We start from the raw sequence: 25,991 nt of genomic DNA, 5'->3' as shown, positions 1-25,991 counted from the left end.
AAGCGTATGAAGAATGTTGCGAATCAGCGATATTATTTAGTTCGTGAAGATGTTTTAACGGATGCAATGCAAAAAACATTGGAGGCGAAGCACTTATTATCAAGTGGTTCAGTATCCTCCATTTGGGATGCGGTAAAGCAGGTGGATTTATCGCGAAGTGCGTTTTACAAATATCGTGATGCTGTATTTCCGTTTCATTCAATTGTCCAGGAACGCATTTTAACAGTCTTTTTACAGCTTCAAGACAGAAAAGGAACACTTGCCAAGCTTTTAGAAACGGTGACTATGACACATTGTAATGTATTAACCATCCACCAAACAATCCCTATTCAAGGACGTGCCAATGTGACATTGTCACTGGATGTTACAAGCATGACATGTGAGCTGGATGACTTGATTCAACAGTTAAAGCGCTTAGATTTTGTCGAATCAGCGGAAGTCATTAGCTCTGGTGCATTATAATAATTAAAGCATAGTGTTCAGTTCTGTAATGTTTGACAAAAATGACAATGATCGTGTTTATTAATCCAAATGCCTAGGGTGCATTGGAGCAACAATACGATACTAAAGCTCACATAAGGAGCTGTCCCGTAGTGATCACTCATAAGGGACTGCTCCTTATTGTGCCATAAAGGAGGTATTTGCAATGACAAAGCAACAATGGGAAAATCGAATCGCCTATTTAGGACCAGAGGCATCATTTACATACTTAGCAACAAAGGCTACTTTTCCAAATGAATGGCTTGTACCATGTGCAACAATTCCAGAATGTATTGAGGCGGTAGCAGAGGGCAAGGTAGATTTGGCAGTTGTGCCGTTAGAAAATGCTTTAGAAGGCTCTGTACCGCTTACACTAGATTATTTATTCCACGAGGCGACACTGTATGTAACAGGCGAGCTCCTGCTAAAAATCCAGCAGCATTTAATGGTCAATAAAGCACAAAAGGATCATTGGCAGTCCATAAAAGGCGTTTATTCGCATCCACATGCCTTGGCACAATGTCATAAATATTTATTTTACCGTTTTAGCCATGTGCCCTTACACCAAACGACCTCAACAGCAGCCGCAGCAAAATTTGTATCAGAAAATCCACAAGAGTGTATAGCGGCAGTGGGCAATGCAGCAGCAGCCGAAAAATATGGTCTTGAAATCGTAGAGTCTAATATCCATGATTTTCATTTTAACCATACACGTTTCTTTGTACTATCCAAGCAAAATAAGCGATTGCCCCAAGAATTATCGGATGGACAAGCGAAAACAACATGTATGATTACCTTGCCGACGGATCGCTCAGGAGCTTTACATCAGGTATTATCAGTTTTTGCATGGCGTCAGCTGAATTTAAGTAAAATTGAATCACGTCCGTTGAAAACAGGGCTAGGTGACTATTTCTTTATGGTTGATGTATTAGCAGATGAAAAAGAGCCAATGATGCGCGGTGCCATGGAGGAGTTAGCGGCACTAGGCTGTAAGGTCAAGTCGCTCGGTACATATTTTACGTATGTCACTTCAGATAAGGTATAATAACGATAAGGAGGGTTTAGAATGGGCGGGATTATTTTATTTGATGGCGTTTGTAATTTTTGTGATAGCACTGTTCAATTTATTATGAAGCATGATCAAGCTGGCTATTTTCAGTTTGCAGCGTTACAAAGTGATGTCGGCCAAGCACTTCTTACACAGTTCAATATATCCAAAAATATAGATAGCGTTGTACTCATTGAGCATGGCAAAGTGTATATGGAATCTACAGCAGCCTTAAAAATATGTAAAAAATTAGATAAAGTATGGCCGTTCTATTATCTTTTTACTCCTATACCGAGCCGAATGCGTAATGCATTATATAAACTATTCGCTAAACACCGTTATCGTTTATTTGGAAGAAAGCAAGCATGTCTGCTGCCTACACCTGCACAGCGACAACGATTTCTCTCCTAAATATCCATCCGCGTATGAGAAAGTACGATCTGCGGAGAAAGATAAAATACTCACGCTTAAGAACATAAGATTAGCAAAAACACAGTATGACGATATACTCATACTGTGTTTTCTGTTATTAAATACCCTTTTTTTTGTAAAGTTTGCTCAATTAATGTTAACACTTCCACAGAAGGGGCAGCAATTACATGCAGATGAATGCCACCTGTGAGAGCGGACAAGTAATTCGCCTGTGTTGCATTAATGCGCTCGATAAATTGTTTTACCTCATGCCGATTAGAGACCATAATGGAAGCTGTTAGTTCGCCATAGATGGGATGTTCAACAATAACATTTTTAACCGTTCCTCCACAATCAACAATCGTTAGTAATTCATCCTCTGCTTGTTCGGAAGTATGTGAACATGCAAGTGTACGCTCAACTGTATGCTGAAGCTGTTCCTGCTGCATATAAAGATAGCCTTGACTTGTAGCAATAATGGGCTCATTTCTAGCTTTTAATAAAGTCATATCATTGACGATAACTTGTCTCGAAACATTTGCGAATTTAGCCAAATCAGTTCCTGTAATCGGTGTTTTACTTTTTTTTAATTGCGCTAGTAGTTGCAGTCGGCGTTCTTCGCCTAACATTTTTTTCACAAGAGGTCACCTCTGCTCGTAATATAGGAAACTGTATTCCTTAAGCAATAGTGTACCATGAAGCATTTCGAACTTGCTGAAATTTTTGTATCCAAATGCAACATTGAACATATGATACGTAGAGAGGAAGGGAGGAAAAAATTGCGTATTCATATTGTTCAAAAGGGAGACACACTGTGGAAGATTGCGAAAGAGTACGGCATTTCGTTTGAAGATTTGAAGCGGCTCAATGTCCATCTTGCCAACCCAGATTATATTGTCCCAGGTATGGAAATTATTTTGCCTGAAAAAATAAATAAAGAGCAGCCGCATCGAGATGCCCATAAAGAAATGCCAAGAAAGGAAACACATGTGCCGAAGGAGACACCTATTACGAAGGAAGCTCCTAAAAAAGAGGTGCAGAAACCGATGCCACCACCGCCACCAATTGTACCACCGCCACCAGCACCGATGCCGATGCCAGAGCCACATATGATACCGATACCCATACCAATGCCAATGCCGATGCCTCAACAGCCGATGTGGGTACCGCAGCCTGTTGAAATGAATTGGCATCAACAGGTAGTGATGCCGCAAATGGAGCAAAATGTCATGCCGCCTCCTGTGCAAATACAGCCAGCACCGAAGCCAACACCGCCACCACCTGTACCTAAACCACAGCCTACACCACCGCCACCACCAAAGCCACAGCCAGCACCGCCGCCACCGCCTGTGCAGATGATGCCACAAATGCCAGCTGTTCCACATTGTCCGAGCTGCCATCAGCCTGTATATCATCAAATGTGGTGGCCGATGCCGATGCAACCACATGTTGAGCCTTATATGATGCAACAACAGCCAATGCCCTGTGATATGCCAAAGCATAAGATAGGGGGGATGGATGATTTCTTAGAATCTACACCATTTTTCCCGAAACATGAGCCACAAATGCAACCACAATTTGATATGAACATGGGTCAATCCTGTAGCTGCGGTCCACAGTCACCACCAATGATGATGCCTGATATGAATATGGGTCAATCTTGTGGCTGCGGTCCACAGTCACCACCAATGATGATGCCTGATATGAATATGGGTCAATCTTGTGGCTGTGGTTCACAACCAGCAATGATGCCTACTTGGTATATGGATCCTAGTCACTGTCCGCCGCCTCCATGCCCGTCAGGTGGCCCTTGGATGCCACCGCATTATTTCCCAGGCGGGATGACGCCTTATCGATGGTAAAAAAGCGTATATTGTTGAAGAGGTAAAGCCGAATATTTGGAAATATAAATATCAATCAAAGACTTATTTTGTTAAACGGGCAAAGCAAGTAGAAATTGCGGAGAAGGTCAGGTCTATTCATCGCCAGCTAGGATGTATGGAGCCTTCTCTTATTTTACCAATCGTGCAAAGCGATGATGAGCAATTAATTGTGCAAGCATGGCAAGAGGGAAGTCATGGTGCAAACTTTGCTTATGCAAAAGATCGTAAGGAATCTTTAAAGCTCTTAATAGCTTTACATGATACACATAAAAAAATTGCCTGGCAACGTGTGCCTGGCTTGCATACCTACTCGCAGCTTTTAAAATGGCAAATGCGTTATATGCGTTTTAAAAGTAGGAGAAATGACTTTCGTGCTTTTTTAACAGGAGAAGAAATCGATCAAATTTTACATTATAGTGATCAGTCGCTACAGCTAATATCGATGGAGGATACACCTGAAAAAGACATTACGCTTTTACATGGAGATGTTGTTCATCATAATTTTCTATGGTGCTCTGATGGACAATTACGCTTAATTGATTTTGATTTAGCACATCTTGGAGAAGCGGATGATGAGTATATTTTATGGCTACATCGTGTATTGCCAGCTGTTGACTATGACCTTGGCAAGATATTTGCAGAGTTGCCTGAGCTGAAGCGCTTAGATAAAAGAAAGCTTCATCGCTTGAAATATCCAAATGAGCTTTTGCGTGAGTGGTTGTTTGCGGTGGACTTACCACTGGAGCAGCAGCTAGTATTTTTAGATTATTTAGTGCCATTTACAAAACGAGCCCTCACCTATTGGCCAAAACTGTGGTACGATATTGATAGATTCGTGAAAAAATGACCGTCATTTGGCGGTCATTTTTGTCTGTGCACAGCACTTTTTACTTTTTGTCGAGCATTCGTTCGCTATATGCTATAATCGAAGACGATGATTGTGAGGGATTGTAGATGTATGATTATTTAAAAGGACAAATTACTCGTGTTACACCTGAATATATTGTACTTGAACAACAGGGCATTGGTTGGCAGCTTAATACACCCAATCCATTTGCTTTTCGACTATCGGCACTTGAACAACAAATTTATGTCCATTTGCATGTACGTGAGGATGCACAAGTATTATATGGTTTTCCAAATTTAGATCAGCGTGAGCTCTTCCGTAAGCTTATTTTAGTATCAGGTATAGGGCCGAAGGGGGCGCTAGCTATTTTAGCTACGGGCAATCCGCAGCAGGTGATTAGTGCGATTGAACGTGAGGATGAAACGTTTTTAGTGAAATTCCCAGGCGTCGGGAAAAAAACAGCGCGCCAAATGATCCTCGACTTAAAAGGCAAGCTAGGCGCTTTATTAGAAACACTTGAGTTGCCAAGTACAGAAGAGGAGCTGCCATTGTTTGGGGTTCATCCGAATAAGCATGAGCTAGAAGAAGCAATACTGGCATTAATGGCACTTGGGTATTCTGAAAAAGAGCTTGAAAAAATTCGTTCGCAGCTTGAGGATAATGATAAGCTTGAGACAACAGATGCTTATATGAAGCAAGCATTACAGCTACTCTTAAAATTAAAGTAAGGAAAGGAGAGGAAAGGCATGTCTGAACGGATAATGGCTAGTGAGGCAGGAAGCTATGATGAGCAGTTTGAATTATCATTACGCCCGCAAAGGCTATCACAATATATTGGGCAGCATAAAGTAAAGGAAAATTTACAAATATTTATTGAAGCCGCAAAGCTTCGTCAGGAAAGTTTAGACCATGTGTTGTTATATGGACCTCCAGGGCTTGGTAAAACAACATTAGCGGCTGTTATCGCAAATGAGATGAATGTCAATGTGCGGATGACGAGTGGCCCTGCTATTGAGCGTCCTGGGGATTTAGCAGCTATTTTAAGCTCACTGGAGCCTGGCGATGTGCTATTTATTGATGAAATTCATCGGCTGCCGCGCGCAATTGAAGAGGTGCTTTACCCAGCAATGGAGGACTTTTGCCTCGATATTGTCGTGGGCAAAGGGCCGGAAGCACGTTCTGTTCGCCTTGATTTACCTCCCTTTACCCTTGTAGGGGCTACAACCAGAGCTGGTGCCTTATCAGCTCCTTTACGAGATCGTTTCGGTGTATTGCTACGCCTCGAATATTATGATGATCGTTCACTGGGTGAAATTGTTGTACGCAGTGCGCACTTATTTGATGTGGAAATTGAATCAGTCGCAGCAATGGAAATGGCTAGACGCTCACGTGGCACACCACGCATTGCCAATCGTTTATTAAAGCGAGTGCGAGATTATGCACAAGTGCTTGGAGATGGTATGATAACGGAGGGTCTTGCGAAGCAGGCCTTAGAGCTATTACAAGTCGATCCTCGAGGACTTGATCATATTGACCATAAACTTGTAACCAATATGATTGAGCGCTTTCGAGGAGGTCCTGTGGGCTTAGATACGCTTGCCGCATCAATTGGTGAGGAACGGGTGACGATAGAGGATGTATACGAGCCTTATTTGATGCAAATAGGCCTTATCCAGCGTACGCCAAGAGGAAGAGTTGCAACACAGTTAGCCTACGAACATTTTGGATACGAATATCCCCAACAAACATAAAAAAGGAAGTTTTTTTCATGCGTGTAGAAGATTTTGATTTTGCATTACCAGAGGAGCTTATTGCCCAAACGCCATTAGTGGATCGTACAGCGAGTCGATTAATGGTCGTAACACCTGGCTCCCATAAAGTAGAGCATCACCATTTTGCTCATATTGTAGATGAGCTACAAGCTGGTGATTGCCTTGTATTAAACGATACAAAAGTATTACCGGCGCGTCTAATGGGTGTGAAAGAGGGGACAGGGGCACATATAGAAGTATTGTTACTCAAGCAACTAGCTGGCACAGATGAGTGGGAAACACTTGTCAAACCAGCAAAGCGTGTAAAGGTAGGAACAGTCATCACATTTGGTGACGGTTTATTAACAGCCACTTGTACAGGTGAGCTTGAGCATGGCGGACGTACATTTGAATTTCAGTATGAGGGTATCTTTTATGAAATATTAGAGCAGCTTGGTGAAATGCCGCTGCCTCCATATATTCGTGAGAAACTAGAGGACAAGGATCGCTACCAAACCGTTTATGCCAAAGAGCGTGGTTCCGCCGCAGCCCCAACAGCAGGCTTACATTTTACAGAGCAATTGCTAGCGCAGGTAAAGGCAAAAGGAGTAGAAGTTGCCTTTATTACATTACATGTGGGATTAGGCACTTTCCGTCCTGTTAGTGTTGATTCGATTGAAAATCATGAAATGCATGCCGAATTTTATAGTGTAACGGAGGAAGCTGCAGCTACGATTAATCAAGTAAAACGGAATGGTGGCAAGGTAATTGCTGTTGGGACAACCTCCACACGGACATTAGAAACAATTGGCTCTAAATATAGTGGTGAGGTACGAGCAGAGCAGGGCTGGACATCTATTTTTATTTATCCAGGCTACAACTTTACGGTGGTAGATGGTCTAATTACAAACTTCCATTTACCAAAATCAACACTTGTGATGCTTGTTAGTACACTAGCTACAAGAGAAACTATTTTAAGCGCCTATCAGCAAGCAGTAGAGGAAAAATATCGTTTCTTTAGCTTTGGAGATGCGATGTTTATTCGTCCAAAGCGTTAATGTAGGTCATTTTCCAGGCTATCTTCAACCATCTTGGCTTCATCTTATGGGGGTCTTACAGCCTGTGATTACGGGATAAAATCGGAGTACTGTTTTTACTTTAGATAAGAGAGGATTTTTTAGTTTATGACACAACCAGCAATTCGATATGAGCTACTTCATACTTGTAAACAAACAGGAGCGCGCCTTGGCATTGTGCATACTCCACACGGCTCCTTTGAAACACCTGCATTTATGCCAGTAGGTACGCAAGCAACGGTGAAAACAATGTCACCTGAGGAATTAAAGGAAATGAATGCGGGCATTATTTTATCCAACACCTATCATTTATGGCTTCGTCCGGGTAATGATATTGTCAAGGAAGCAGGGGGACTGCATAAATTTATGAATTGGGATCGTCCAATTTTAACCGATTCAGGTGGTTTCCAAGTGTTCTCACTTAGCCAATTCCGAAAAATTGAAGAGGAAGGCGTTCACTTCCGCAACCATCTAAACGGCGATAAATTATTTTTAAGCCCAGAGAAGGCAATGGAAATTCAAAATGATCTAGGCTCTGATATTATGATGGCCTTTGATGAATGCCCGCCATATCCTGCGACATATGACTATATGCTACAATCCGTAGATCGTACAACACGCTGGGCAAAACGCTGTAAGGAAGCACATCAGCGACCAGAGGAGCAAGGTTTATTTGGGATTATTCAAGGCGGCGAGTATGAGGACTTACGTCGACGTTCTGCCGAAGCATTAGTAGAGTTAGATTTCCCAGGATATGCCATTGGTGGGCTATCAGTTGGTGAGCCTAAAGATGTGATGAACCGTGTGTTAGAATTTACAACACCAATGATGCCTGTCAATAAACCACGCTATTTAATGGGTGTAGGTTCACCGGATTCATTAATTGATGGGGCTATTCGTGGAATTGATATGTTTGACTGTGTTCTACCAACACGTATTGCGCGCAATGGCACACTCATGACATCGGAAGGGCGCCTTGTAGTGAAAAATGCTAAATATGCACGCGATTTTGGACCACTTGATCCAAACTGTGATTGCTATACATGTAAAAATTATTCACGTGCCTATATTCGTCATTTGATTCGCACGGAAGAAACATTTGGTATTCGTTTAACAACGTATCACAATCTCCATTTCCTATTAAAGCTAATGGAGCAAGTGCGTGAAGCAATACGCCAAGATCGTCTTGGTGATTTCCGAGAAGAATTTTTCGAGAAATATGGCTTTAATGGGTCAAATGCGAAAAACTTTTAATGAAGAAAATAATGATTACTCTATTTTATATAAGAAGTAAAAATTTGTAGCAGTAATATAAGACGTTGATAAGGAATCTACTAGAGCCTAGCTCTGTTAATGGAATGGAAATAATTGTTTAGGGTTCAGGTCCTGTGAGATTTTATGCATAAGTATACAAAACTTTGTAAAAAGTGAATATTTCTAGCAAAATATTGTCAATCATAGAAAAAATATTAGTAATAGAGAAAATTTTTGGGCTTGTCCATCGCTTTTTGTCAGTGGAATAGTCTATACTAAAAAAGTGATATTTGGAAAGGGGGCAAGAAGTATTATGGATCAACTATTAGGGCTAGCACCAATACTATTAATGTTCGTTGCTATGTGGTTTATCTTAATTCGTCCAGCTAAAAAAAGACAGCAGGAAACGCAAAATATGCAAAGCAGTTTGCAGCGTGGAGATAAAGTCATTACAATCGGTGGTCTACATGGTGTGATTGATGCAATCGAGGACACGGCAGTGACGTTAAAAATCGCTGAAAATGTGCGTGTAAAGTTTGATCGTCAAGCAATTGGACGTGTGGTAAACGATGATAGCGTGAAGTAAATAAAGAAAAAAGACTTACAGTGAGCAAACGCTTGATTGTAAGTCTTTTTTTACGCGTTCATACCTTGAAAGTAGTAAACATAACTAGTGCATGTGAACAGTGCTTATATTTTCGTGCAACCGTTTTGTATAAAAAACAAATAGGAGGGTCACCTTGATAATATGGGGGTGTTTAAATGGAAGAATATTTCCATATTATTTTTAGAACATGTTTTTTATATGTTTTTATTATCATTGTTTTTCGATTAATGGGTAAACGAGAAGTAGGTGAATTATCTGTTATTGATTTGGTTGTCTTTGTATTAATTGCAGAAGTAGCTGCATTTGCACTGGATGATTATAAAAACCCTTTATTGAATGCCATATTACCCATTATTATTTTGTTAGTGATTCAAATAATAAGCGCCTATTTATCCTTAAAGTTCAAGAAAATCCGTGATTTAGTGGATGGTGATCCAGCATTATTAGTGAAAGACGGTGTGATTTTAGAGAGTGAAATGCGTAAGCATCGCTATAATTTAGACGATTTATGTCAGCAACTACGGGAAAATGGCATTGCATCTGTCACAGATGTTGCATTTGCTTATTTAGAGCCTTCTGGTAATCTTTCTGTTTACAAAAATGATGAAAAGTCCTTTATCTACCCATTAATTATTGATGGTGATATTCAAGAAAGGCATTTAGCTACGATGCATAAAGATGTGGAATGGCTAATGGCTGAGTTGGCGAAAAATAATATTACAGACAGCAGTGTGGTATTTTTTTGTATTTGGGAAGACAGTCGACTGCATATTCAATTAAAAGAAACTTAAACCTTTTTCGCTAATTTACGGATATAGCGGAAATCGGTCATACGCAACTGATTTGTAAATAATAAAAATGTAAACAGTAAAAATAATGTTACACAGCTACTTAATATAAAGGGGAGTGATAGCATCGGTAATAAAAAATACTGTGCTACACAAACGGCAATAAAGCAGCTATAAGGGACAACAAACATACGAAAGCCTGCTCGCAAGTTTTTTCGCTGTCTTACAGTGGCAATATGCAAGAAAGATGTGAGCAAGACACCAAAGCCAATGGCTACAACAGCCCCTTTTTCCTGTATACCAGGCTGCGAGGCTAGTACAAACATCACAAATAATTTGCCTAGTCCGCCATAGATAGAATTCATCATGGCTGCTCGTGCCTCACCTATCGCTTGTAAGATGGAGTGCAACGGGCTTTGAATATAATAAAAATAAAAAATAGGTGCTAAAATTTTGACATAGCCGCGATTTTCTTCTAAATGGAAAAGCTTCATGGCTAATTCATCACCATGTACAAAAAAATATGTAGCAGCGAAGCAGCCCACTAAAGAAGATAAGCGTAGGGAGACAGAAATGCGCTCCTGTAACAATGGGATGTGCTGGCGAGCAACCGCATCACTAACAGCTGGAATAAGCACAATAGACAGAGCTGTCGATACAAACGCAGGAAATAATAGCAATGGCACTAAAACACCTGAAATAACACCATATAAGATGGTAGCAGCAGATGCTGTTAAGCCAGCCATTGTTAAGGCTTTTAAAAAGATAATTGGCTCTAAAAACCAAGTGAACGATCCAAATAGTTTACTACCTGCTGATGGCAGGGCAATACGTAGCATAGGTGATGCTGGATAACCTTCAACTTTCGTCTTACGTGCTAGTAATTTCTTTTTTGAGACGATATAATGCAACCCTAAATAGAAGAATGCGACGACTTCTGCAAGAAGCGTAATACCCATTGCAGCCGCAGCAGTTACAGCTGCATTATTATAGTTCGCCACATACGGAAGCATCAGTGTAATAAAGCTAATACGCACCACTTGCTCAATCATTTGTGCCCAAGCTGTTGGTGTAATTTTCGCTACACCTTGTAAATAAGCACGTAATAAACCTGAGCCCACAGACACAGGTACAGCAAAAAGGGCGATCCATAGTGTAAATGTGGTATGTTCATTATGTAAAAGTGTTGTTGAAATATATGGTATTGTTAGTGCTACAAGGGGCATAAAAATGATCATGCCAATTAATGACCAAACAATGGCTGTACGCATAACCCCAAAGATGTTATCCCGTTTATTTTTTGCTAGTAACTCAGCGACAATTTTTGCCACAGCAATTGGTAGTCCTAGTTGAATAAGGGAGATAAAGAAAATAAATGCTGGATAGACCGTCATATAAATGCCGACAGCTTCCTCACCAGCGATCCGCATAAACTGCATTCTATAAAAGAAGCCAAAAAGTTTCGATAAAAAAATCACAAACATTAAAAATAACGTACCTCGTACAAAAGAACTCATGCCATCCGTCCCTTCTCAAGCCGCAAAAATTCATTTACACTATTTGTATGCAAGCATGTCTTACGTTACGACTTTGATTGGAGATGATTCAAAATGAGTGTGCAGCATCAGCAACTATTTGAAAAAATTCGTCCGGCAATTGATAGTAAGATAGCAGAGTTCAAGTATTATCAATATGATGCGATTACGGCTGAAGAACTTTGGCGCTATTGTGTGGAGAAAAAATGGCGTAAAAAAAATGTAGAGCAGTTGCGTCTACATGAGGTCATCGCTACCGTTTTTGCGGTCTCACCCTCGGATATTGTATCATTTAATCAAGTAGAGTTTTTACAAGGTGATAATTGGTTTGAAGAAGGCAATACAGAAGAATTAAAAATACTGCTTGGTCCAGTCAAGACATCATAAGGAAAGTGTTAAATTTTTCAAGAAATTAAAGAATCCTAACGGTGTTGAATTGACACCAAGCGCAACCTGTTTCATAATAAGTGTGTTGCGCTTTTTTTATCCCGTATTACCAAGCTGTAGGATCCCACTTCAAAAGGTTTAAGTAGGGGACGGGCAGTCTGTAAAAAAACTGATTGGTGAAACTATTAATCAGTGGGGATGAAGAAAACCCCCACTGATTGAAGGTTCACTTTATTTTGCATAAGTTTTTACTTACATAAATCTTCTATATCCTGAATGATTTGAATATAGAAGGTGAGTACCTAATAATACAAAGATAAACTTGCGCGTTATGAACGATTGAAATAAGTAGGGCAGCCTTTTTGAAGCACAGGTAACATGATTCTAAAGGAAAAGGAGGATAAGGTGTTTCGAAAGGTATTGTTAGTTACTTGTTTGGCGTGTAAGGATCGCCCTTACACCAATTCGAGGAGGATTTATTGATGAAACTAAAAAGTCGTATAGGGGCATTCGTACTGATCTTGGTGCTTTTGGCAGCAGGAATTAGCACGACTGTAAACGGCGTCTTAAAGGACATCAAGCTTGGTCTTGACTTACAAGGCGGGTTTGAAGTGCTTTATGAGGTAAAAGAATTAAAAGAAGGGCAAAAAATCACACCGGAGATTGTAACGGCGACTTCCACGGCACTTGGTGAACGTGTCAATGCGATTGGGGTAAGTGAACCAAGCATTCAGGTGGAGGACAAAAACCGTATCCGTGTGCAATTAGCAGGTGTTGACGATCAGGAATCAGCACGTAAATTATTGTCTACTTCGGCAAATTTAACATTCCGTGATGTTGATGATAATTTATTATTAGATGGAGATGATTTAAAAGCAAATGGAGCTAAGGATTCCTTTGACCAACAAAATCGTCCAATCGTTTCTTTAACATTAAAAGATGCGGAAAAATTTGCTGATATCACAAGTAAAATTGCTGCAAAGCCTGTAGGGGAAAATTTACTTGTTGTATGGTTAGACTTTGAAGAAGGTGTAGATTCTTATAAAGCGGAATCACAAAAGGCGAAACCTCGCTATGCATCGGCAGCCACTGTTGACAAAACATTAAATACAACAGATGTTATGATTAGCGGTAACTTTACTGTTGAAGAAACTAAAAATTTAGCAGATATTTTAAATGCAGGCGCATTGCCTGTCAAACTGGATGAAATTTATTCAACTTCTGTCGGTGCACAGTTTGGCGCAGATGCCTTAAATGATACAATCTTTGCAGGTATTGTCGGCGTAGTAATCATTTTCTTATTTATGTTATTCTACTACCGTTTACCTGGCTTTGTTTCAATTATTACACTTGTTGTTTTCACATTCCTAGTGTTGGTTATTTTCGATTGGATTAATGCGGTATTAACGCTTCCTGGTATCGCAGCTATTGTACTTGGTATTGGAATGGCAGTTGACGCAAATATTTTAGCGGCAGAGCGTATTCGAGAGGAGTTGCGTGTAGGGCATCCTGTTAAAAAAGCATTCCAGCTTGGCTCTAAGCAATCCCTATCAGCGATTGTCGATGCACAATTAACAACGTTATTAGCAGCAGCAGTGCTATTTTACTTTGGGACAAGCTCTGTACAAGGTTTTGCGACAACCTTAATCATTAGTATTTTACTAAGCTTCCTAACAGCGGTATGGGGTTCACGTGTACTATTAGGCTTGCTTGTAAATAGTGGTTATTTCAATAATCCAGCATGGTTTGGTATTGCCAAATCGAAGCAACATAGCCTGGATGAAAATATGGGGGCATTAGATTTATCAACGAAATTTGATCGTTTTGATTTTGTGCATAATCGTAAGAAATTCTATACGTTCTCATTAGCTATTTTAGTGGCTGGTTTAGTTGTTTTGGGTATTTTCCGTCTAAACCTAGGTATCGATTTCTCTAGTGGTACACGTGTGCAAATTGAAGCTGATCAAACGTTAACAAAGGAAGAAGTGGAACAATATGTTGATAGCATCGGTTTCCCTTCTGATGATATTGTGCTGTCAGGAGAAAAGAGCAGTTCAGCAGTTGTACGCTATAAAACCGATTTATCACAAGCTGATATTTTGAAATTCCAAAAAGAAACAACGGAGAAATATGGTCATAACCCTACTGTAAGTACCGTATCACCTACAGTTGGTAAGGAACTTGTGAAAAATGCTATTAAAGCATTGTCACTTGCAGCAATAGGGATCATCATTTATGTGGCGATTCGTTTTGAATGGCGCATGGGAATCGGGGCAATTGTTTCGCTTCTACACGATGTATTTTTAATTATCGCAGTCTTTAGTTTTATGCGTTTAGAGGTCGATATAACGTTTATTGCGGCTGTGTTAACGATTGTTGGTTACTCCATTAATGATACCATCGTTACATTTGACCGTATGCGTGAAAACCTAGAGCGATATGATACAATTAATGACCGAGAAGTATTGGCAAATATCGTGAATAAATCGCTACGTCAAACAATGGGACGTTCTGTTAATACAGTATTAACTGTTATTATTGTAGTTGTAGCGTTATTAATGTTTGGTGCACCGTCTATTCAAAACTTCTCCATTGCTTTATTGATTGGTTTAATTACAGGTATGTATTCTTCCGTCTGTATTGCAGCTCAAATTTGGTATTCATTAAAAATACGTGAAATGAAAAAATCAAATGGACAGCTACAGAAAAAAGAGAAAAAACAATGGGGTACAGACGAGCCTGTTGTGTAAACAATGTTAAAAGGGTTTATCCAAAACGTTGCTTCTATGATCATTATAGAAGCAAGCTTGTCTCGTATATTCTCACTAATAGATAGAAGAAGGCTGTGCAAAAAGTGAAAATCTTTTTGCACAGCCCTTTTTCATTTTTAGTGGGTGAGTGTAATAATTGTATTTCCTATTTCAATGAGTAAAAGCAGGAATATTGTATTTCATAAATTCTTTACTTAAAATAAAAATCATTACGTTTTGTAGAAAGAAGGGTTTTTTTGTACATATTAATTGTTCTAGGGATAATCGCAGGCATGATGATTCCGATGCAGACAGCCGTGAACAATCGTTTAAATTTGTTTACGAGGTCGGTATTTACGACGTCATTTTATTCTTTTTTAACGGGAGCTATTTTACTATTGATAGCTAATCTTATAATAGATCCTAGTAAGTTTACATTAACTTTCTTTGCAGCTCAATCCTTCTCGTATGTGTGGGTGACGGGTGGTGCACTAGGGGTTATTTTTCTTACGGGGAATATTATTTTATTGCCAAAAATCGGTGCAGCACTAACGGTAATTATTACCGTTACTGGACAAATGGTGATTGGCATAATGATCGATACATTTGGGTGGTTTGGTGTAGAAGAAAAACCATTACATGTTTAAAGTGTACCCTTTGTAAAGGACATTTTGAAAAAGAGCTAGGCAACTTGTTGAAGTTGCTGTCTGTATTTTGCAGGCGGCAGCTTCTTTAAGTTCCATTGCCCACGATAATGATTGTAGTACGTCATATAATTTTTAATTTCTCGTTTTACTTCTTCTAGCGTTTCACACGCTTTGATGTTTGTTTCATCTTTAAAATGCCCAAAGAAAGATTCTTGTGGCGCGTTATCCCAACAATTTCCTCGACGTGACATGGACTGTCCTAAGCCCATTTTCTTCACCAATGCTTGGTAAATCGGGCTTGTATAATGAAATCCTTGATCGGAATGGATAAAGGCATCTTCTGCTAAATGTGCATGTTTTTTTAATTGCTTCAATGTGGTCAGAGCGATGTCCAGGTGTAAAGAAGGCGACACCTCATATGCTAGAATTTCGTTCGTCTCAGCGTCTTTAATCGTTGATAAATAAGCACGCTTGCCGTTTTTATATGTTAAATACGTGATATCTGTTAATAACACTTTCCCTGCTACACCTTGTTTAAAGTTGCGTTGTAGTTCGTTCGCGCAAGTGCGATGTTCTTTCGTCGCTTTCGCCATACGTCGGGCTGGATTGGCCTTGCGAATCGGACAAATGATGTCGAACTTCTTCATAATGCGGCGAATTCGCTTTAAGTTATAGGTAATCCCATATTGATTTTGGAGCGTCATTTTAATTTGGCGTGCCCCTTTTTTACGTCCACGGAAGTGATACGCCTTTAAAATAATGGCTTTCACTACTTCATCTGCTTCATCTTGGTTTGCACGATTTTGCGCTGATTTTTCGTTAAAATAATTGTAGAACCCTGAACGAGATACGCCCATTACTTCACATAAATAGCTCACCATGCGCTTTAATTTATACTTTTGAAGTGTCTGTTCAATTAATTCGAATTTTAGTTTCGCTTCGATTGTGATTTCTTCTTCAACATCTGCCTTTCGAGTAGATCGAGCTTTTTTAGACATTCATTTTCTGCACGTAATAGCTGGTTTTTGGCTTCTAAGCGGGCAATCTTTTCCTCCAAACTTCCCTCTTTTTGTGAGGGACGTCCCGAATTTGTCTTTCGTGTATCTTGTAAGCCTTCCACACCGGTTTGTCGATAAGCTGCACGCCAACGTTTTCCGGCAGAGCTAATTCGTTGTAAACCAATTAATTCTACATTTAGACCTGCCTCTTCGAAAATTTCTCTTGGTAATTTTCCTTTGTCATTTTCAGCGATGAAATGACGTTTGAATTCATCTGTATACGTAATCGCTTTCTCGCTAACTGCTTGTACATTTGGATTACGTTTTAGCTGTTTCTGTTCTTCTTTTGTAAATAATTGTTTGGTCATCTCTCATCCGCTCCAACATCTTTTTTCTCATTATAAAGAAAAATACCCTATACGATAGTCTTTTTTCAAAGTGTCTATCGTATAGGGTACATTTTAGTTTTACATATCGTGGGGGTTCTTCTTTTGATAAGCGGGATCATTTATATGAATGCGAAGAAAAGTCCAAGCGTTTCTCAAAGTTCTTCTCGATTATGGCTATTATTCGGGTTATGTACAGGAATGATGCCTCCATTGCAAACAGCGATTAACAGTGCGCTTCGATATAAGGTAGATTCTTTTTTATATGCTGCCTTTATTTCATTTACAGTCGGTACGATTATTTTATTGATTCTAGCAATGATCATTAATAGGGGAATCAAGCTGCTATTTTATATCGATAACTTCCGATTAAAGCCTTGGCATTTTATAGGTGGTTTATTAGGCGCTATTTATATTGCAACAAATATTATTTTAATGCCCCATTTAGGTGTGACACTGACGTTAATGACTGTTATGCTAGGGCAAATTTTAATGGGGCTTTTCATTGATCACTTTGGCATGATGGGGCTGCCAAAATATTCAATTGATCAAAGAAGAGTGATTGCTGTCATTTTGATAATTTGCGGAATTGCGCTATTAAAATTCTTTTAGCCATTTCCATTTCGTAAAAAAATCTGCTAGCTTTTAAAAGCTAGCAGATTTTTTTATCTATAACTTAAATTGCTGTAGTAAAGCTTGTAACTGTTGGGCATTTTTGCTTAATTCCTCAGCAACCGCATTCACTTGCTGCATTGTGACAACCTGCTCGTCCACAGCATCCCCAATGATTTGTGAGTTACTGGCCGATTGATTGGAGACATTGGCAATTTCTGTGACAGAGGCTGCGACTTGTTCAGCGCTTGCAGAGATTTCCTCAGATGTGGCAGAGATTTCTTCAATTTGCTCGGTAAATGCTGTGACTGCCGATGTAATTGCATAGAAAGCATCGCCTGCCTCATGAATCTTGGCAACGCCATCCTGTACAGAAGCTAAGCCATTATCCACAGCGGTGGCTACATTTTCTGTATCTACAAGAATTTCCTTTGTAATCGCAACTATTTGACTAGCTGATTGATTGGATTCCTCAGCAAGTTTACGTACTTCATCAGCCACCACCGCAAAGCCTTTACCATGCTCTCCCGCTCTTGCTGCTTCAATTGCTGCATTAAGCGCGAGTAAGTTTGTTTGTGCTGAAATGGCTGTGATCACGGCTGTAATTTGTTCAATTTCTTTTGATTGCTTCGTTAACTTATGGGTTAATGTAGCAACTTCAGAGGTAGCCGTTGAGATCGTATCCATTTGTTGTTGTGCTGTTAAAATAGTTGTGCCACCTGTCTGGGCAAGCTGTGTCATACTCGTAGCGTTATGGTGTAAGCTTTGTGTAGCTTCAGCTATACGTTGGACACCAGTGGCTGTTTCATCCATTGCGATAGCACTTTGTTGTGAGCTACTAGCAGATGAAGTAATATAGGTAACATTCTCTTGAATTCGCTGTGCAATATCATCGGAAGCCGTTGTTACCTCTTCTGTACTGGCAGAAAGTTCCTCTGAAACCGCTGATAGATGTGAGGCACTATCTTGAATATTGGTGATTAATCCTGCTAAATTTTGTTTTAATGTATTGATGGCACCTGCTAGTGTACCAATTTCATCCTTTGAGTGATGATCAAGCTGGGCAATGGATAAATCCCCTTGCGCTAAAGTATCCGCTGCACCTATCACCTGGCGTAATGGCTGAACAATGGATTTTCTCACAAATCGTATAAAATACAGCCCAATAACAATGCTGGCAATCAGTAAACTAATAGAAATTATAAGAGCGCGTGAAACGGTTTGATTTACTTTCTGATCTGTTTTTTGAAGTGCCTCCTGCTGATAATTTAATAAATCAGCTGTTAACGCAAAAATTTCTTTATTATAATGTGTTACATCTTCATTAATGTGGGTGAGGGCTAAATCTGTCTGACCATTCTCAAATGCTTGGCGTGCTTTTGTTGAATGAGTGAGCAGCTCGTTTTGCAGCTCTGTTATTTGCTGCATAATATTTTTTGTATAATCAGAGCGTACAATCGCAGAAAGCTCCTCAACTGTTTCGGGTAACTGCTTTTCATAACGCTCTAAATTTTCTTTAGCGGTTGCATCCTTTCTATTTAAAATGTAGGATCGTAAAAATAGACCTTGAGAGGCAAGCTGCTGTCGTATTTTCTCTGTTAATTCGATTTGAACGATGCGATGATTAAGTACTTCCTCTAAATCATTTTGTGTAGCTTTGAATTGAAGAAAGGACACAATACTGGCAATAAACAAGAGACCTATTAAGAAAATAAAACCTAGATTTAGTTTTTTACGAATGGACATATTGACTCCCACTTTCTTTCTTTGATTGTATGGAAAAATGGATGATGTTTGCCAGAGGTTTTATTTTTGTACAACAGACATATATACCTACTAAATAGAGTATTTTGCCATCAACCAACATACATATTTTGAGGTTACTATAACTTGATACTTTTACCTGGTCAATACTGTAGAAAAAAGGAATTTATTTTCTTTTTAGAGATATAGATTTTAACTTTTTCTTCAGAATTTATTGACAATTATAAGGGTTTGACATAGAATTAAGGCTAACTTTTTGTTCGGTCAAGGGAGAAGGCCTCGGGAGCGAGGTCAGCCTTAGAACAGATGAGCTGAGTTTAGATGAGAATAGCTAAAAAATTGTTGAATAAGAATAGTAACGTAAGTGTGCAATTTAGAGAGTCAGTGGTTGGTGTGAACTGATTTGTAGCTTATGTGAATGGACTTATGAGAGTCGCTCCTAAAAAGCGAACGGGATTTCCCACGTTATAGGGAAGCTTGCTTTAGACGGCTAAAAGCCATTATAGAGCAGGCATAAAGGTGAGAGCATTATGCTCTAATATGAGGTGGCAACGCGGTCATAATCGTCCTCTGCAATTAGGAACAGTCCTTTTTGCAGGGGCTTTTTTTATCTTGTTTTAGCAATTGTTTTCGTCTCGAAAGCGAAGCGGCAGCAAGTGCAGAAGGCTCCCACCTCGGCAGAGCGATACTATTCAGCGGGTGTCCAAGCGCCTGCTAAAGCAATAGAAAGCCTCAACAGGTGTCACAGATTGCCCTCGTGAACTCGAAAAATCTGGCTGTAAGGAAGCTAAGGCATAATTGATGTAGCGAAAGGAATTTTGAAAAGGAGTTTGATAGTTATGCAAACAACGAGTCCAAGAACAAAAATAAAAAGGCTAAATGGTGATTCATTAACACCTATTTTAATTTTTAGACGTTTACAGGGGAAACATAAATTTTTGCTTGAGAGCTCAGCGCAGCACGAAGAAGCAGGAAGATTTTCGTTTATTGGGGTGAATCCAAGAAAAACATATAAAGGGATTGGTCAGCAAATTCAGGAATATGCCCATAAAACAGGAAAAATGTATACACATAGCGGCGATCTCTTTGTTCTCCTTAAGCGACTAATGCCACGTATATCTAATACAACACAATTTCCATTCTCCGGAGGGGCTGTTGGGTATATTGGACATGGCAGTACGACCATGTTAGCGGATGATACAGTAGCGCTTCCTGATGCGTATTTTCATGTCTATGAAACGATTATTGTTTTTGATCATGTAACAGATGAAGTGACATTGATTTATACAAATATTGATGCAGAAAAACAAGAGCCTGATTTAGAAGAATTAGCACAGCAATTAGTAAATGGAGATGTCTGTGATGAAGCAGATTGCCACTATCAATTACTTGACACGCCAGTCCATCAGCAGTTTACAACAGCTTTTCAAACGATCCAAGCTTCCTTAAATGAAGAAATAACGAGAATCGTGTTACCAAAGCATTATGTAGCAAATCTTCAGGGAGATGCTTTTTCTTTATATAGACAGCTACGCAAGAAAAAACCTGCTGCCTATATGTATTATGTTGAATTTGATGATCATGTAGTGTTAGGAACTTCTCCTGAAAGTTTTATACAGGTAAAAGGTGAGCAAGTGATTGCTACCCCTACAGAGGGCATATATCCAAGAGGCGCTACCAAGGGGGAAGATTTGGCAAATGAACGAAAATTATCTGAGCATACAGAGGTTAGAAAATCGCATGCTGTGCTTGTTAGTGCTATGCAGCAAGAGTTGCAGTCTGTTTGTTTCCGAGATTCTGTGCAGGTGATGGATGCGATGCGCATTGTACGGTCCAAGCATGCATTACATATGACAACAAGGATAGAAGGACAGCTTTTACCAATGCTTCATGCTCTCGATGTACTAGCGGTAACAATGCCACCATTTTCTGTTACAGGAATACCGAAGGAGCAGGTGGCACAGTATTTAGAAAAATGGCCTTATACTGCTGGCATTTTTGGCGGTGCACTTGGCTTTATTGGTTTTAATGGGCATTTGGATTTCGCTTTAACAGGGCAGTCCATTGTTGTTAAAAATGAAACGATGCATATGCAGTCAATGATCACAGTAACAAAATATACAGATGTATTCACTGCTTTACAACAAGTGCAAGAGGAAGAACAGACATTTTTGCAGTTACTTGCTCGTAATGGAGGTCAAAGCGAATGAAACATTACCAACAAAAAGTTTTACAAGGTGAACACTTAATGTATGAGGAAATGTTAGAGGCCGCGCAATGGATATTTCAGGATGATACACCGAAAGATGAAATTGCCAGCTTTTTAACAGCTTTATCGAGTAAGGGAGAGACTGCCCATGAAGTAGCCGCATTAGCGACAACTATGCGCTCATTTGCACGAAAGGTACCTGTTCAAGAAAATGGCTATATGGATAATTGTGGTACAGGGGGAGATGGACTTCATACATTTAATATCAGCACAGCCTCTGCTTTTGTCTTAGCGGGCGCAGGTGTCAAAATAGCCAAGCATGGCAATCGAAAAATTTCCTCCTCGTCTGGCAGTTCTGATGTTTTAGAGGCGTTAGGGATTCATACAGATATTACAATAACGCAGACAGTGGAGTTATTGGAAAAGGAAGGAATTGCATTTTTATATGCACCCAATGTTCATCCAAAATTAAAGCGCATTGGTGAGGTGCGCCGTGCACTTGGCAAACCAACTATTTTTAATCTTGTGGGGCCCCTAACAAATCCAGTGCCGTTATCCACACAATTTACAGGCATTAACCGACCAAATTTTGTGATGGAATATGCGTCTGTGCTCCAAATGCTTGGACGGGAGCGGGCGATTGTTGTGTCAGGCGCACAAGGACTGGATGAGGCCTCCTTAGCAGGGCAAAATACATTCGTTTTAGTTGATAAAGGCGATTTAATTCCTTTTTCATTAACAGCAGAGGATGTTGGCCTTCCTGTTACGCCATTAGAGGCGATTCGAGGAGGCAATGCAGAGGAAAATGCCGTGATTATGAAAAAATTATTGGCTGGTGAGCAAAGTCCCTATTTAGATACAGTGTTATTAAATGCTGGTATTGGGTTGTTTGGCTATGGTCAAGCAGAAACAGTAAAAGAGGGTGTTGAGATGGCGAAGGACAGTATTTTTAGTGGGCGAGCACTGCAAAAACTAGAAGCGGTTGTTACCTATAGCCAGCAGATAAAAGAAGTGGAGGTAGGACCATGAATATCTTAAATAAAATTCTTCAGCAAAAAAAGGTGGAGGTAGGTGCTTTATTGGAGCAACCTGATCCGTTAGCCGATTTTATAGCAAAACCACGTCCATCCTTATTTGAATCATTGTACAAGGCAAGTAAGCTACAGGTTATTGCAGAAATGAAGCGTGCCTCTCCTTCTAAAGGCTTAATTGCAGAGGGCGCGAATCCAGTTGCACAAGCACAGATCTATGCACAGGCAGGCGCTGCGGCGATCTCTGTTTTAACAGATAAAGAATTTTTTAAAGGCTCGTTTCAGGATTTAACCGACGTTGCCAATGTGGTTGATACACCGCTACTGTGCAAGGATTTTATGGTGGATAGAGTGCAGATCCGATTTGCCAAGGCAGCAGGTGCCTCTATTATTCTATTAATTGTAGCTGCCTTAACAGATGAAGCATTACGTGACTTATATAGCTATGCAACAAGCTTAGGTTTGGAGGTACTGGTAGAGGTACATGATCAAGAAGAGCTTCAACGTGCGCTTGCAGTAGATGCCAAGTTAATTGGTATCAATAATCGCGATTTACGCACCTTTGAGGTTAGTCTAGCACATACACAAGAAATTGCAGAGGTCTTCCCATTTGGTGAGGAGCGTGTGTTAATTAGTGAAAGTGGTATTTGGTCACAGGAAGATGCCCAGCAGGTGGCAGCGATGGGTGCAAGTGGTGTGCTTGTCGGTGAGGCTTTAATGCGTAGTGGGGATGCAGGCGCAGCCTTACAGCAATTACAGGTGCTGAAAGAGGAGGCATCTGTATGACAAAGGTGAAAATTTGTGGCTTGCGTGAGCCAGAGCATGTTGTGACGGCTGTGCAGGCAGGTGCAGATGCCATCGGTTTTGTCTTTGCGCCAAGCAAGCGCCGTATATCCATTGAGCAGGCACAGCAGTTAGCGCAGCAAATACCAGAGGGCGTTTTAAAAATTGGTGTGTTTGTCAATCCAACGCCTGCTGAATTAAAGGAAGCAGTGGAACGTGTACCCTTAGATTATGTGCAATACCATGGTGAGGAAACGCCAGCATTTATTCAGGAGCAGGGCTATCCAGCCATTAAGGCATTATCGGTGCGTGGAAAAGAGGATGTGCAAGCTGCGGCTGCTTATCAGGTAGACTATTATTTATTTGATGCACCAGGCACTGATTTTAAAGGAGGCAGCGGTCACACCTTTGACTGGACACTGTTAGAGGAAGTAGGGATTCCACGAGAGAAATTAATAGTAGCGGGTGGGCTTCATGCTGCTAATAGTAACGAAGCCATCGCAAGCGTTACACCCTTTATGCTAGATGTGTCAAGTGGTGTGGAAACAGATGGGGTAAAGGACCCTACAAAAATACAAGCATTTTTACAAGCAGTAAAGGGGGAAACGCATCATGTCAATCGCAAATAGTGTACCAACAAAGGAAGGACGTTTCGGACAATTTGGTGGGCAGTTTGTACCAGAAACATTGATGACAGCCTTATTAGAGCTAGAAACAGCCTATGATGAAGCATTAAATGATCCAACATTTACAGAGGAGCTTTCCTATTATTTAAAGGACTACGTAGGACGTGAAACGCCTCTTTATTATGCAGCCAATCTGACAAAGGAGCTTGGCGGTGCAAAAATCTATTTAAAGCGTGAAGATTTAAACCATACAGGTGCACATAAAATTAACAATGCAATTGGGCAGGCACTGTTGGCAAAACGTATGGGCAAAAAGAAAATTGTTGCCGAAACAGGTGCAGGACAGCATGGCGTGGCAACAGCTACAGCCTGTGCATTATTAAACCTTGAGTGTGTAGTGTTTATGGGGGCGGAAGATATTAAGCGCCAGCAGTTAAATGTTTTTCGAATGGAGCTGCTTGGCACAAAGGTTGAATCTGTAGAGAGTGGTTCTAAAACATTAAAGGATGCTGTTAATGCGGCGCTACGCTATTGGGTGACGAATGTGGAGGATACCCATTATATTTTAGGCTCTGCATTAGGTCCACATCCATTCCCAAAAATTGTACGCGATTTTCAGCGTGTTATTGGTGTTGAAACAAGAAAGCAAATTTTAGAGAAGGAAGGACGTTTACCAAATGCAGTTGTTGCCTGTATAGGAGGCGGCAGTAATGCAATTGGTATGTTCCATCCATTTGTTGATGATGAGGAAGTAGCTTTATATGGCGTAGAGGCAGCAGGCGCAGGACTTGAAACAGGCAAACATGCAGCAGCGATTGCAGGTGGACAATTAGGCGTATTACACGGGGCCTATATGTATTTATTGCAGGACGACAATGGCTTTGTACAGGAGGCGCACTCTATTTCAGCTGGATTAGATTATCCAGGAAAAGGCCCAGAGCATTGTTATTTACACGATATCGGTCGTGCCCAATTTGATGCGATAACAGATGATGAAGCATTAGAGGGCTTGCAATTATTATGTCGAACAGAGGGCATTCTTCCAGCGCTTGAAAGTTCCCATGCTATTGCTTATACAGCAAAGCTTGCGAAAACAATGCAGCAAGATCAGGTCATTGTTGTATGTTTATCAGGCCGAGGCGATAAGGATGTCCATACGGTGCGAGCGGCATTAGGAGGGGATGACAAATGACAACTTTACAACAGGCAATTGAGCAGGCGCAAAGCGCGGGGCATAAAGCTTTTATACCCTATATTATGGCTGGCGATGGGGGGCTTGAAACCATTCAACCAACGATTTTAAACTTGCAGCAGCTAGGTGTTACGGCTATTGAAGTGGGGATTCCTTTTACAGACCCTGTAGCAGATGGACCAACGATTGAGCAGGCAGGGGAACGCGCTCTTGCAGCAGGTGTGACCTTGAGAAAGGTGCTGCAAACATTAGCTTCCTTTCGCGAAGATATCAAGGTTCCTCTAGTGGTGATGACCTATTTTAATCCTGTGTTAGCTTATGGCTTAGATAATTTTGCCCAAGCCTGTGTAGCAGCGGGCGTTAAAGGATTAATTGTACCTGATGTGCCTTTAGAGGAAAGTGAGATTTTGCGTGAAGCTTTAAATCCATACGCTATCGATATTGTACAATTGGTATCGTTAACAAGCCCACCAGAGCGTATCACTCGCATTGCAGCAGCTAGCCAAGGCTTTGTATATGCGGTAACGGTAAACGGCATTACGGGGGCACGTGCTAATTTTGCGGATAATTTAGAGCATCACTTTGCACGCTTGCGTCAAGCAAGTCCGATTCCTGTACTGGCAGGCTTTGGCATCTCCACACCTGAGCAAGTCAAAAAAATGGGCGCATTAGGGGATGGCGTCATCGTCGGCAGCGCCATTGTAACGGCTCTGCATAAAGGGGATATGACAACAGTTGAAGCGCTGATAGCTGCCTCAAAAGATATACGAACAAAGTCTACTCAATAGAAGAGTAGGCTTTTTTTGATAGAGAGAACGCTAAAAATAGTGAGTGGCTGGGGCAAAATGACAGATAGAAGGAGCAAAGTGATGGATGGCAGATATGAATTGCTGGATCGAGAGAGGCTGCGGCAAACTTTAGGAGGG

General features: G+C 40.5%; 25 protein-coding genes and 1 other annotated feature. Of the genes, 21 read left to right on the top strand and 4 right to left on the bottom strand.

What is annotated here, in order from left to right; translation table 11 throughout:
* The first annotated feature begins 6 nt into the window (after window positions 1–6).
* The 3 genes from ADM90_RS18050 (at window position 7) to ADM90_RS18040 (ending at window position 1,939) form a co-directional block, all read left to right on the top strand.
* Entirely contained in the window at window positions 7–462 is a 456-nt protein-coding gene (locus ADM90_RS18050) for an ACT domain-containing protein (protein ID WP_053996302.1), read from the top strand.
* A 184-nt stretch (window positions 463–646) separates the two neighbouring features.
* Window positions 647–1,525 carry a prephenate dehydratase gene (gene pheA, locus ADM90_RS18045; protein ID WP_053996301.1) on the top strand — a complete coding sequence of 293 codons (879 nt, stop codon included), beginning with the start codon at window positions 647–649 and terminating at the stop codon, window positions 1,523–1,525.
* Between the two features lie 21 nt (window positions 1,526–1,546).
* Window positions 1,547–1,939, top strand: a complete 393-nt coding sequence (locus ADM90_RS18040) for a thiol-disulfide oxidoreductase DCC family protein (RefSeq protein WP_053996300.1) — start codon at window positions 1,547–1,549, stop codon at window positions 1,937–1,939.
* Between the two features lie 98 nt (window positions 1,940–2,037).
* Here the strand turns inward: ADM90_RS18040 and ADM90_RS18035 are convergent, their stop codons facing one another.
* Window positions 2,038–2,577, bottom strand: a complete 540-nt coding sequence (locus ADM90_RS18035) for a transcription repressor NadR (RefSeq protein WP_053996299.1) — start codon at window positions 2,575–2,577, stop codon at window positions 2,038–2,040.
* A 141-nt stretch (window positions 2,578–2,718) separates the two neighbouring features.
* On the opposite strand from ADM90_RS18035, the gene ADM90_RS18030 reads away from it, so the two are divergent.
* The 8 genes from ADM90_RS18030 (at window position 2,719) to ADM90_RS17995 (ending at window position 10,148) form a co-directional block, all read left to right on the top strand.
* The gene (locus ADM90_RS18030; protein WP_053996298.1) at window positions 2,719–3,801 is read left to right on the top strand and encodes a LysM peptidoglycan-binding domain-containing protein; all 1,083 of its coding nucleotides are present in this window, start codon (window positions 2,719–2,721) and stop codon (window positions 3,799–3,801) included.
* Entirely contained in the window at window positions 3,791–4,669 is an 879-nt protein-coding gene (locus ADM90_RS18025; protein WP_327037044.1) for a phosphotransferase, read from the top strand. Before ADM90_RS18030 ends, ADM90_RS18025 begins: the two co-directional genes overlap by 11 nt.
* Before the next feature lie 107 nt (window positions 4,670–4,776).
* Window positions 4,777–5,397 (top strand): Holliday junction branch migration protein RuvA, encoded by a 621-nt coding sequence (ruvA, locus tag ADM90_RS18020; protein ID WP_053996296.1) that lies wholly within the window; start codon window positions 4,777–4,779, stop codon window positions 5,395–5,397.
* Window positions 5,398–5,415: 18 nt separating this feature from the next.
* Window positions 5,416–6,420 carry a Holliday junction branch migration DNA helicase RuvB gene (gene ruvB, locus ADM90_RS18015; RefSeq protein ID WP_053996295.1) on the top strand — a complete coding sequence of 335 codons (1,005 nt, stop codon included), beginning with the start codon at window positions 5,416–5,418 and terminating at the stop codon, window positions 6,418–6,420.
* Window positions 6,421–6,437: 17 nt separating this feature from the next.
* Window positions 6,438–7,478 (top strand): tRNA preQ1(34) S-adenosylmethionine ribosyltransferase-isomerase QueA, encoded by a 1,041-nt coding sequence (queA, locus tag ADM90_RS18010; protein WP_053996294.1) that lies wholly within the window; start codon window positions 6,438–6,440, stop codon window positions 7,476–7,478.
* A 126-nt stretch (window positions 7,479–7,604) separates the two neighbouring features.
* A complete protein-coding gene (tgt, locus tag ADM90_RS18005) occupies window positions 7,605–8,750 on the top strand; it encodes a tRNA guanosine(34) transglycosylase Tgt (RefSeq protein ID WP_053996293.1) in 1,146 nt (381 codons plus the stop codon).
* A gap of 313 nt (window positions 8,751–9,063) precedes the next feature.
* On the top strand, window positions 9,064–9,336 hold the full coding sequence (yajC, locus tag ADM90_RS18000; protein ID WP_053996292.1) for a preprotein translocase subunit YajC: 273 nt from the start codon (window positions 9,064–9,066) through the stop codon (window positions 9,334–9,336).
* Window positions 9,337–9,512: 176 nt separating this feature from the next.
* Entirely contained in the window at window positions 9,513–10,148 is a 636-nt protein-coding gene (locus ADM90_RS17995) for a DUF421 domain-containing protein (protein WP_053996291.1), read from the top strand.
* Here ADM90_RS17995 and ADM90_RS17990 read toward each other — a convergent pair.
* Window positions 10,145–11,662 (bottom strand): putative polysaccharide biosynthesis protein, encoded by a 1,518-nt coding sequence (locus tag ADM90_RS17990; RefSeq protein WP_053996290.1) that lies wholly within the window; start codon window positions 11,660–11,662, stop codon window positions 10,145–10,147. The two genes, ADM90_RS17995 and ADM90_RS17990, sit on opposite strands and share 4 nt — an antisense overlap.
* Before the next feature lie 93 nt (window positions 11,663–11,755).
* On the opposite strand from ADM90_RS17990, the gene ADM90_RS17985 reads away from it, so the two are divergent.
* From ADM90_RS17985 to ADM90_RS17975, 3 genes are all read left to right on the top strand, one after another.
* Entirely contained in the window at window positions 11,756–12,067 is a 312-nt protein-coding gene (locus ADM90_RS17985) for a post-transcriptional regulator (RefSeq protein WP_053996289.1), read from the top strand.
* A gap of 482 nt (window positions 12,068–12,549) precedes the next feature.
* Complete coding sequence (gene secDF / locus ADM90_RS17980; RefSeq protein WP_053996288.1) at window positions 12,550–14,817, top strand: protein translocase subunit SecDF; 2,268 nt, start codon at window positions 12,550–12,552, stop codon at window positions 14,815–14,817.
* A gap of 257 nt (window positions 14,818–15,074) precedes the next feature.
* On the top strand, window positions 15,075–15,464 hold the full coding sequence (locus tag ADM90_RS17975) for a DMT family transporter (protein WP_053996287.1): 390 nt from the start codon (window positions 15,075–15,077) through the stop codon (window positions 15,462–15,464).
* A gap of 35 nt (window positions 15,465–15,499) precedes the next feature.
* Here ADM90_RS17975 and ADM90_RS24030 read toward each other — a convergent pair.
* Window positions 15,500–16,830, bottom strand: a protein-coding gene (locus ADM90_RS24030) for an IS3 family transposase (protein WP_235473289.1) whose coding sequence is annotated in 2 segments (ribosomal slippage) — window positions 15,500–16,446 and window positions 16,446–16,830 — 1,332 coding nt in all. Because the reading frame shifts where the segments join, the coding sequence is not laid out codon by codon here.
* 123 nt (window positions 16,831–16,953) lie between these two features.
* On the opposite strand from ADM90_RS24030, the gene ADM90_RS17960 reads away from it, so the two are divergent.
* Window positions 16,954–17,460 (top strand): DMT family transporter, encoded by a 507-nt coding sequence (locus tag ADM90_RS17960; RefSeq protein WP_053996286.1) that lies wholly within the window; start codon window positions 16,954–16,956, stop codon window positions 17,458–17,460.
* Window positions 17,461–17,517: 57 nt separating this feature from the next.
* On the opposite strand, the gene ADM90_RS17955 is transcribed toward ADM90_RS17960, so the two are convergent.
* Complete coding sequence (locus tag ADM90_RS17955; RefSeq protein ID WP_053996285.1) at window positions 17,518–19,206, bottom strand: methyl-accepting chemotaxis protein; 1,689 nt, start codon at window positions 19,204–19,206, stop codon at window positions 17,518–17,520.
* Window positions 19,207–19,557: 351 nt separating this feature from the next.
* Window positions 19,558–19,798: a binding site (T-box leader), on the top strand.
* Between the two features lie 265 nt (window positions 19,799–20,063).
* On the opposite strand from ADM90_RS17955, the gene ADM90_RS17950 reads away from it, so the two are divergent.
* From ADM90_RS17950 to trpA, 6 genes are read left to right on the top strand one after another with little or no spacing between them, the layout of a single operon-like run.
* The gene (locus ADM90_RS17950) at window positions 20,064–21,434 is read left to right on the top strand and encodes a chorismate-binding protein (protein ID WP_053996284.1); all 1,371 of its coding nucleotides are present in this window, start codon (window positions 20,064–20,066) and stop codon (window positions 21,432–21,434) included.
* Window positions 21,431–22,462 carry an anthranilate phosphoribosyltransferase gene (trpD, locus tag ADM90_RS17945; RefSeq protein ID WP_053996283.1) on the top strand — a complete coding sequence of 344 codons (1,032 nt, stop codon included), beginning with the start codon at window positions 21,431–21,433 and terminating at the stop codon, window positions 22,460–22,462. The genes ADM90_RS17950 and trpD overlap by 4 nt, the downstream gene beginning before the upstream one ends.
* Window positions 22,459–23,250 carry an indole-3-glycerol phosphate synthase TrpC gene (gene trpC, locus ADM90_RS17940; RefSeq protein ID WP_053996282.1) on the top strand — a complete coding sequence of 264 codons (792 nt, stop codon included), beginning with the start codon at window positions 22,459–22,461 and terminating at the stop codon, window positions 23,248–23,250. The genes trpD and trpC overlap by 4 nt, the downstream gene beginning before the upstream one ends.
* On the top strand, window positions 23,247–23,876 hold the full coding sequence (locus ADM90_RS17935) for a phosphoribosylanthranilate isomerase (RefSeq protein ID WP_053996281.1): 630 nt from the start codon (window positions 23,247–23,249) through the stop codon (window positions 23,874–23,876). Before trpC ends, ADM90_RS17935 begins: the two co-directional genes overlap by 4 nt.
* Window positions 23,860–25,065: a tryptophan synthase subunit beta gene (trpB, locus tag ADM90_RS17930; protein ID WP_053996280.1), complete on the top strand. Its 1,206-nt coding sequence runs from the start codon at window positions 23,860–23,862 to the stop codon at window positions 25,063–25,065. The genes ADM90_RS17935 and trpB overlap by 17 nt, the downstream gene beginning before the upstream one ends.
* Complete coding sequence (gene trpA, locus ADM90_RS17925; protein ID WP_053996279.1) at window positions 25,062–25,853, top strand: tryptophan synthase subunit alpha; 792 nt, start codon at window positions 25,062–25,064, stop codon at window positions 25,851–25,853. The genes trpB and trpA overlap by 4 nt, the downstream gene beginning before the upstream one ends.
* The last annotated feature ends 138 nt before the right edge of the window (window positions 25,854–25,991 follow it).

The organism is Lysinibacillus macroides (assembly GCF_001281525.1).
GTDB classification, from domain to species: domain Bacteria; phylum Bacillota; class Bacilli; order Bacillales_A; family Planococcaceae; genus Lysinibacillus; species Lysinibacillus macroides.
This window is presented reverse-complemented; position numbering and strand designations above follow the sequence as displayed.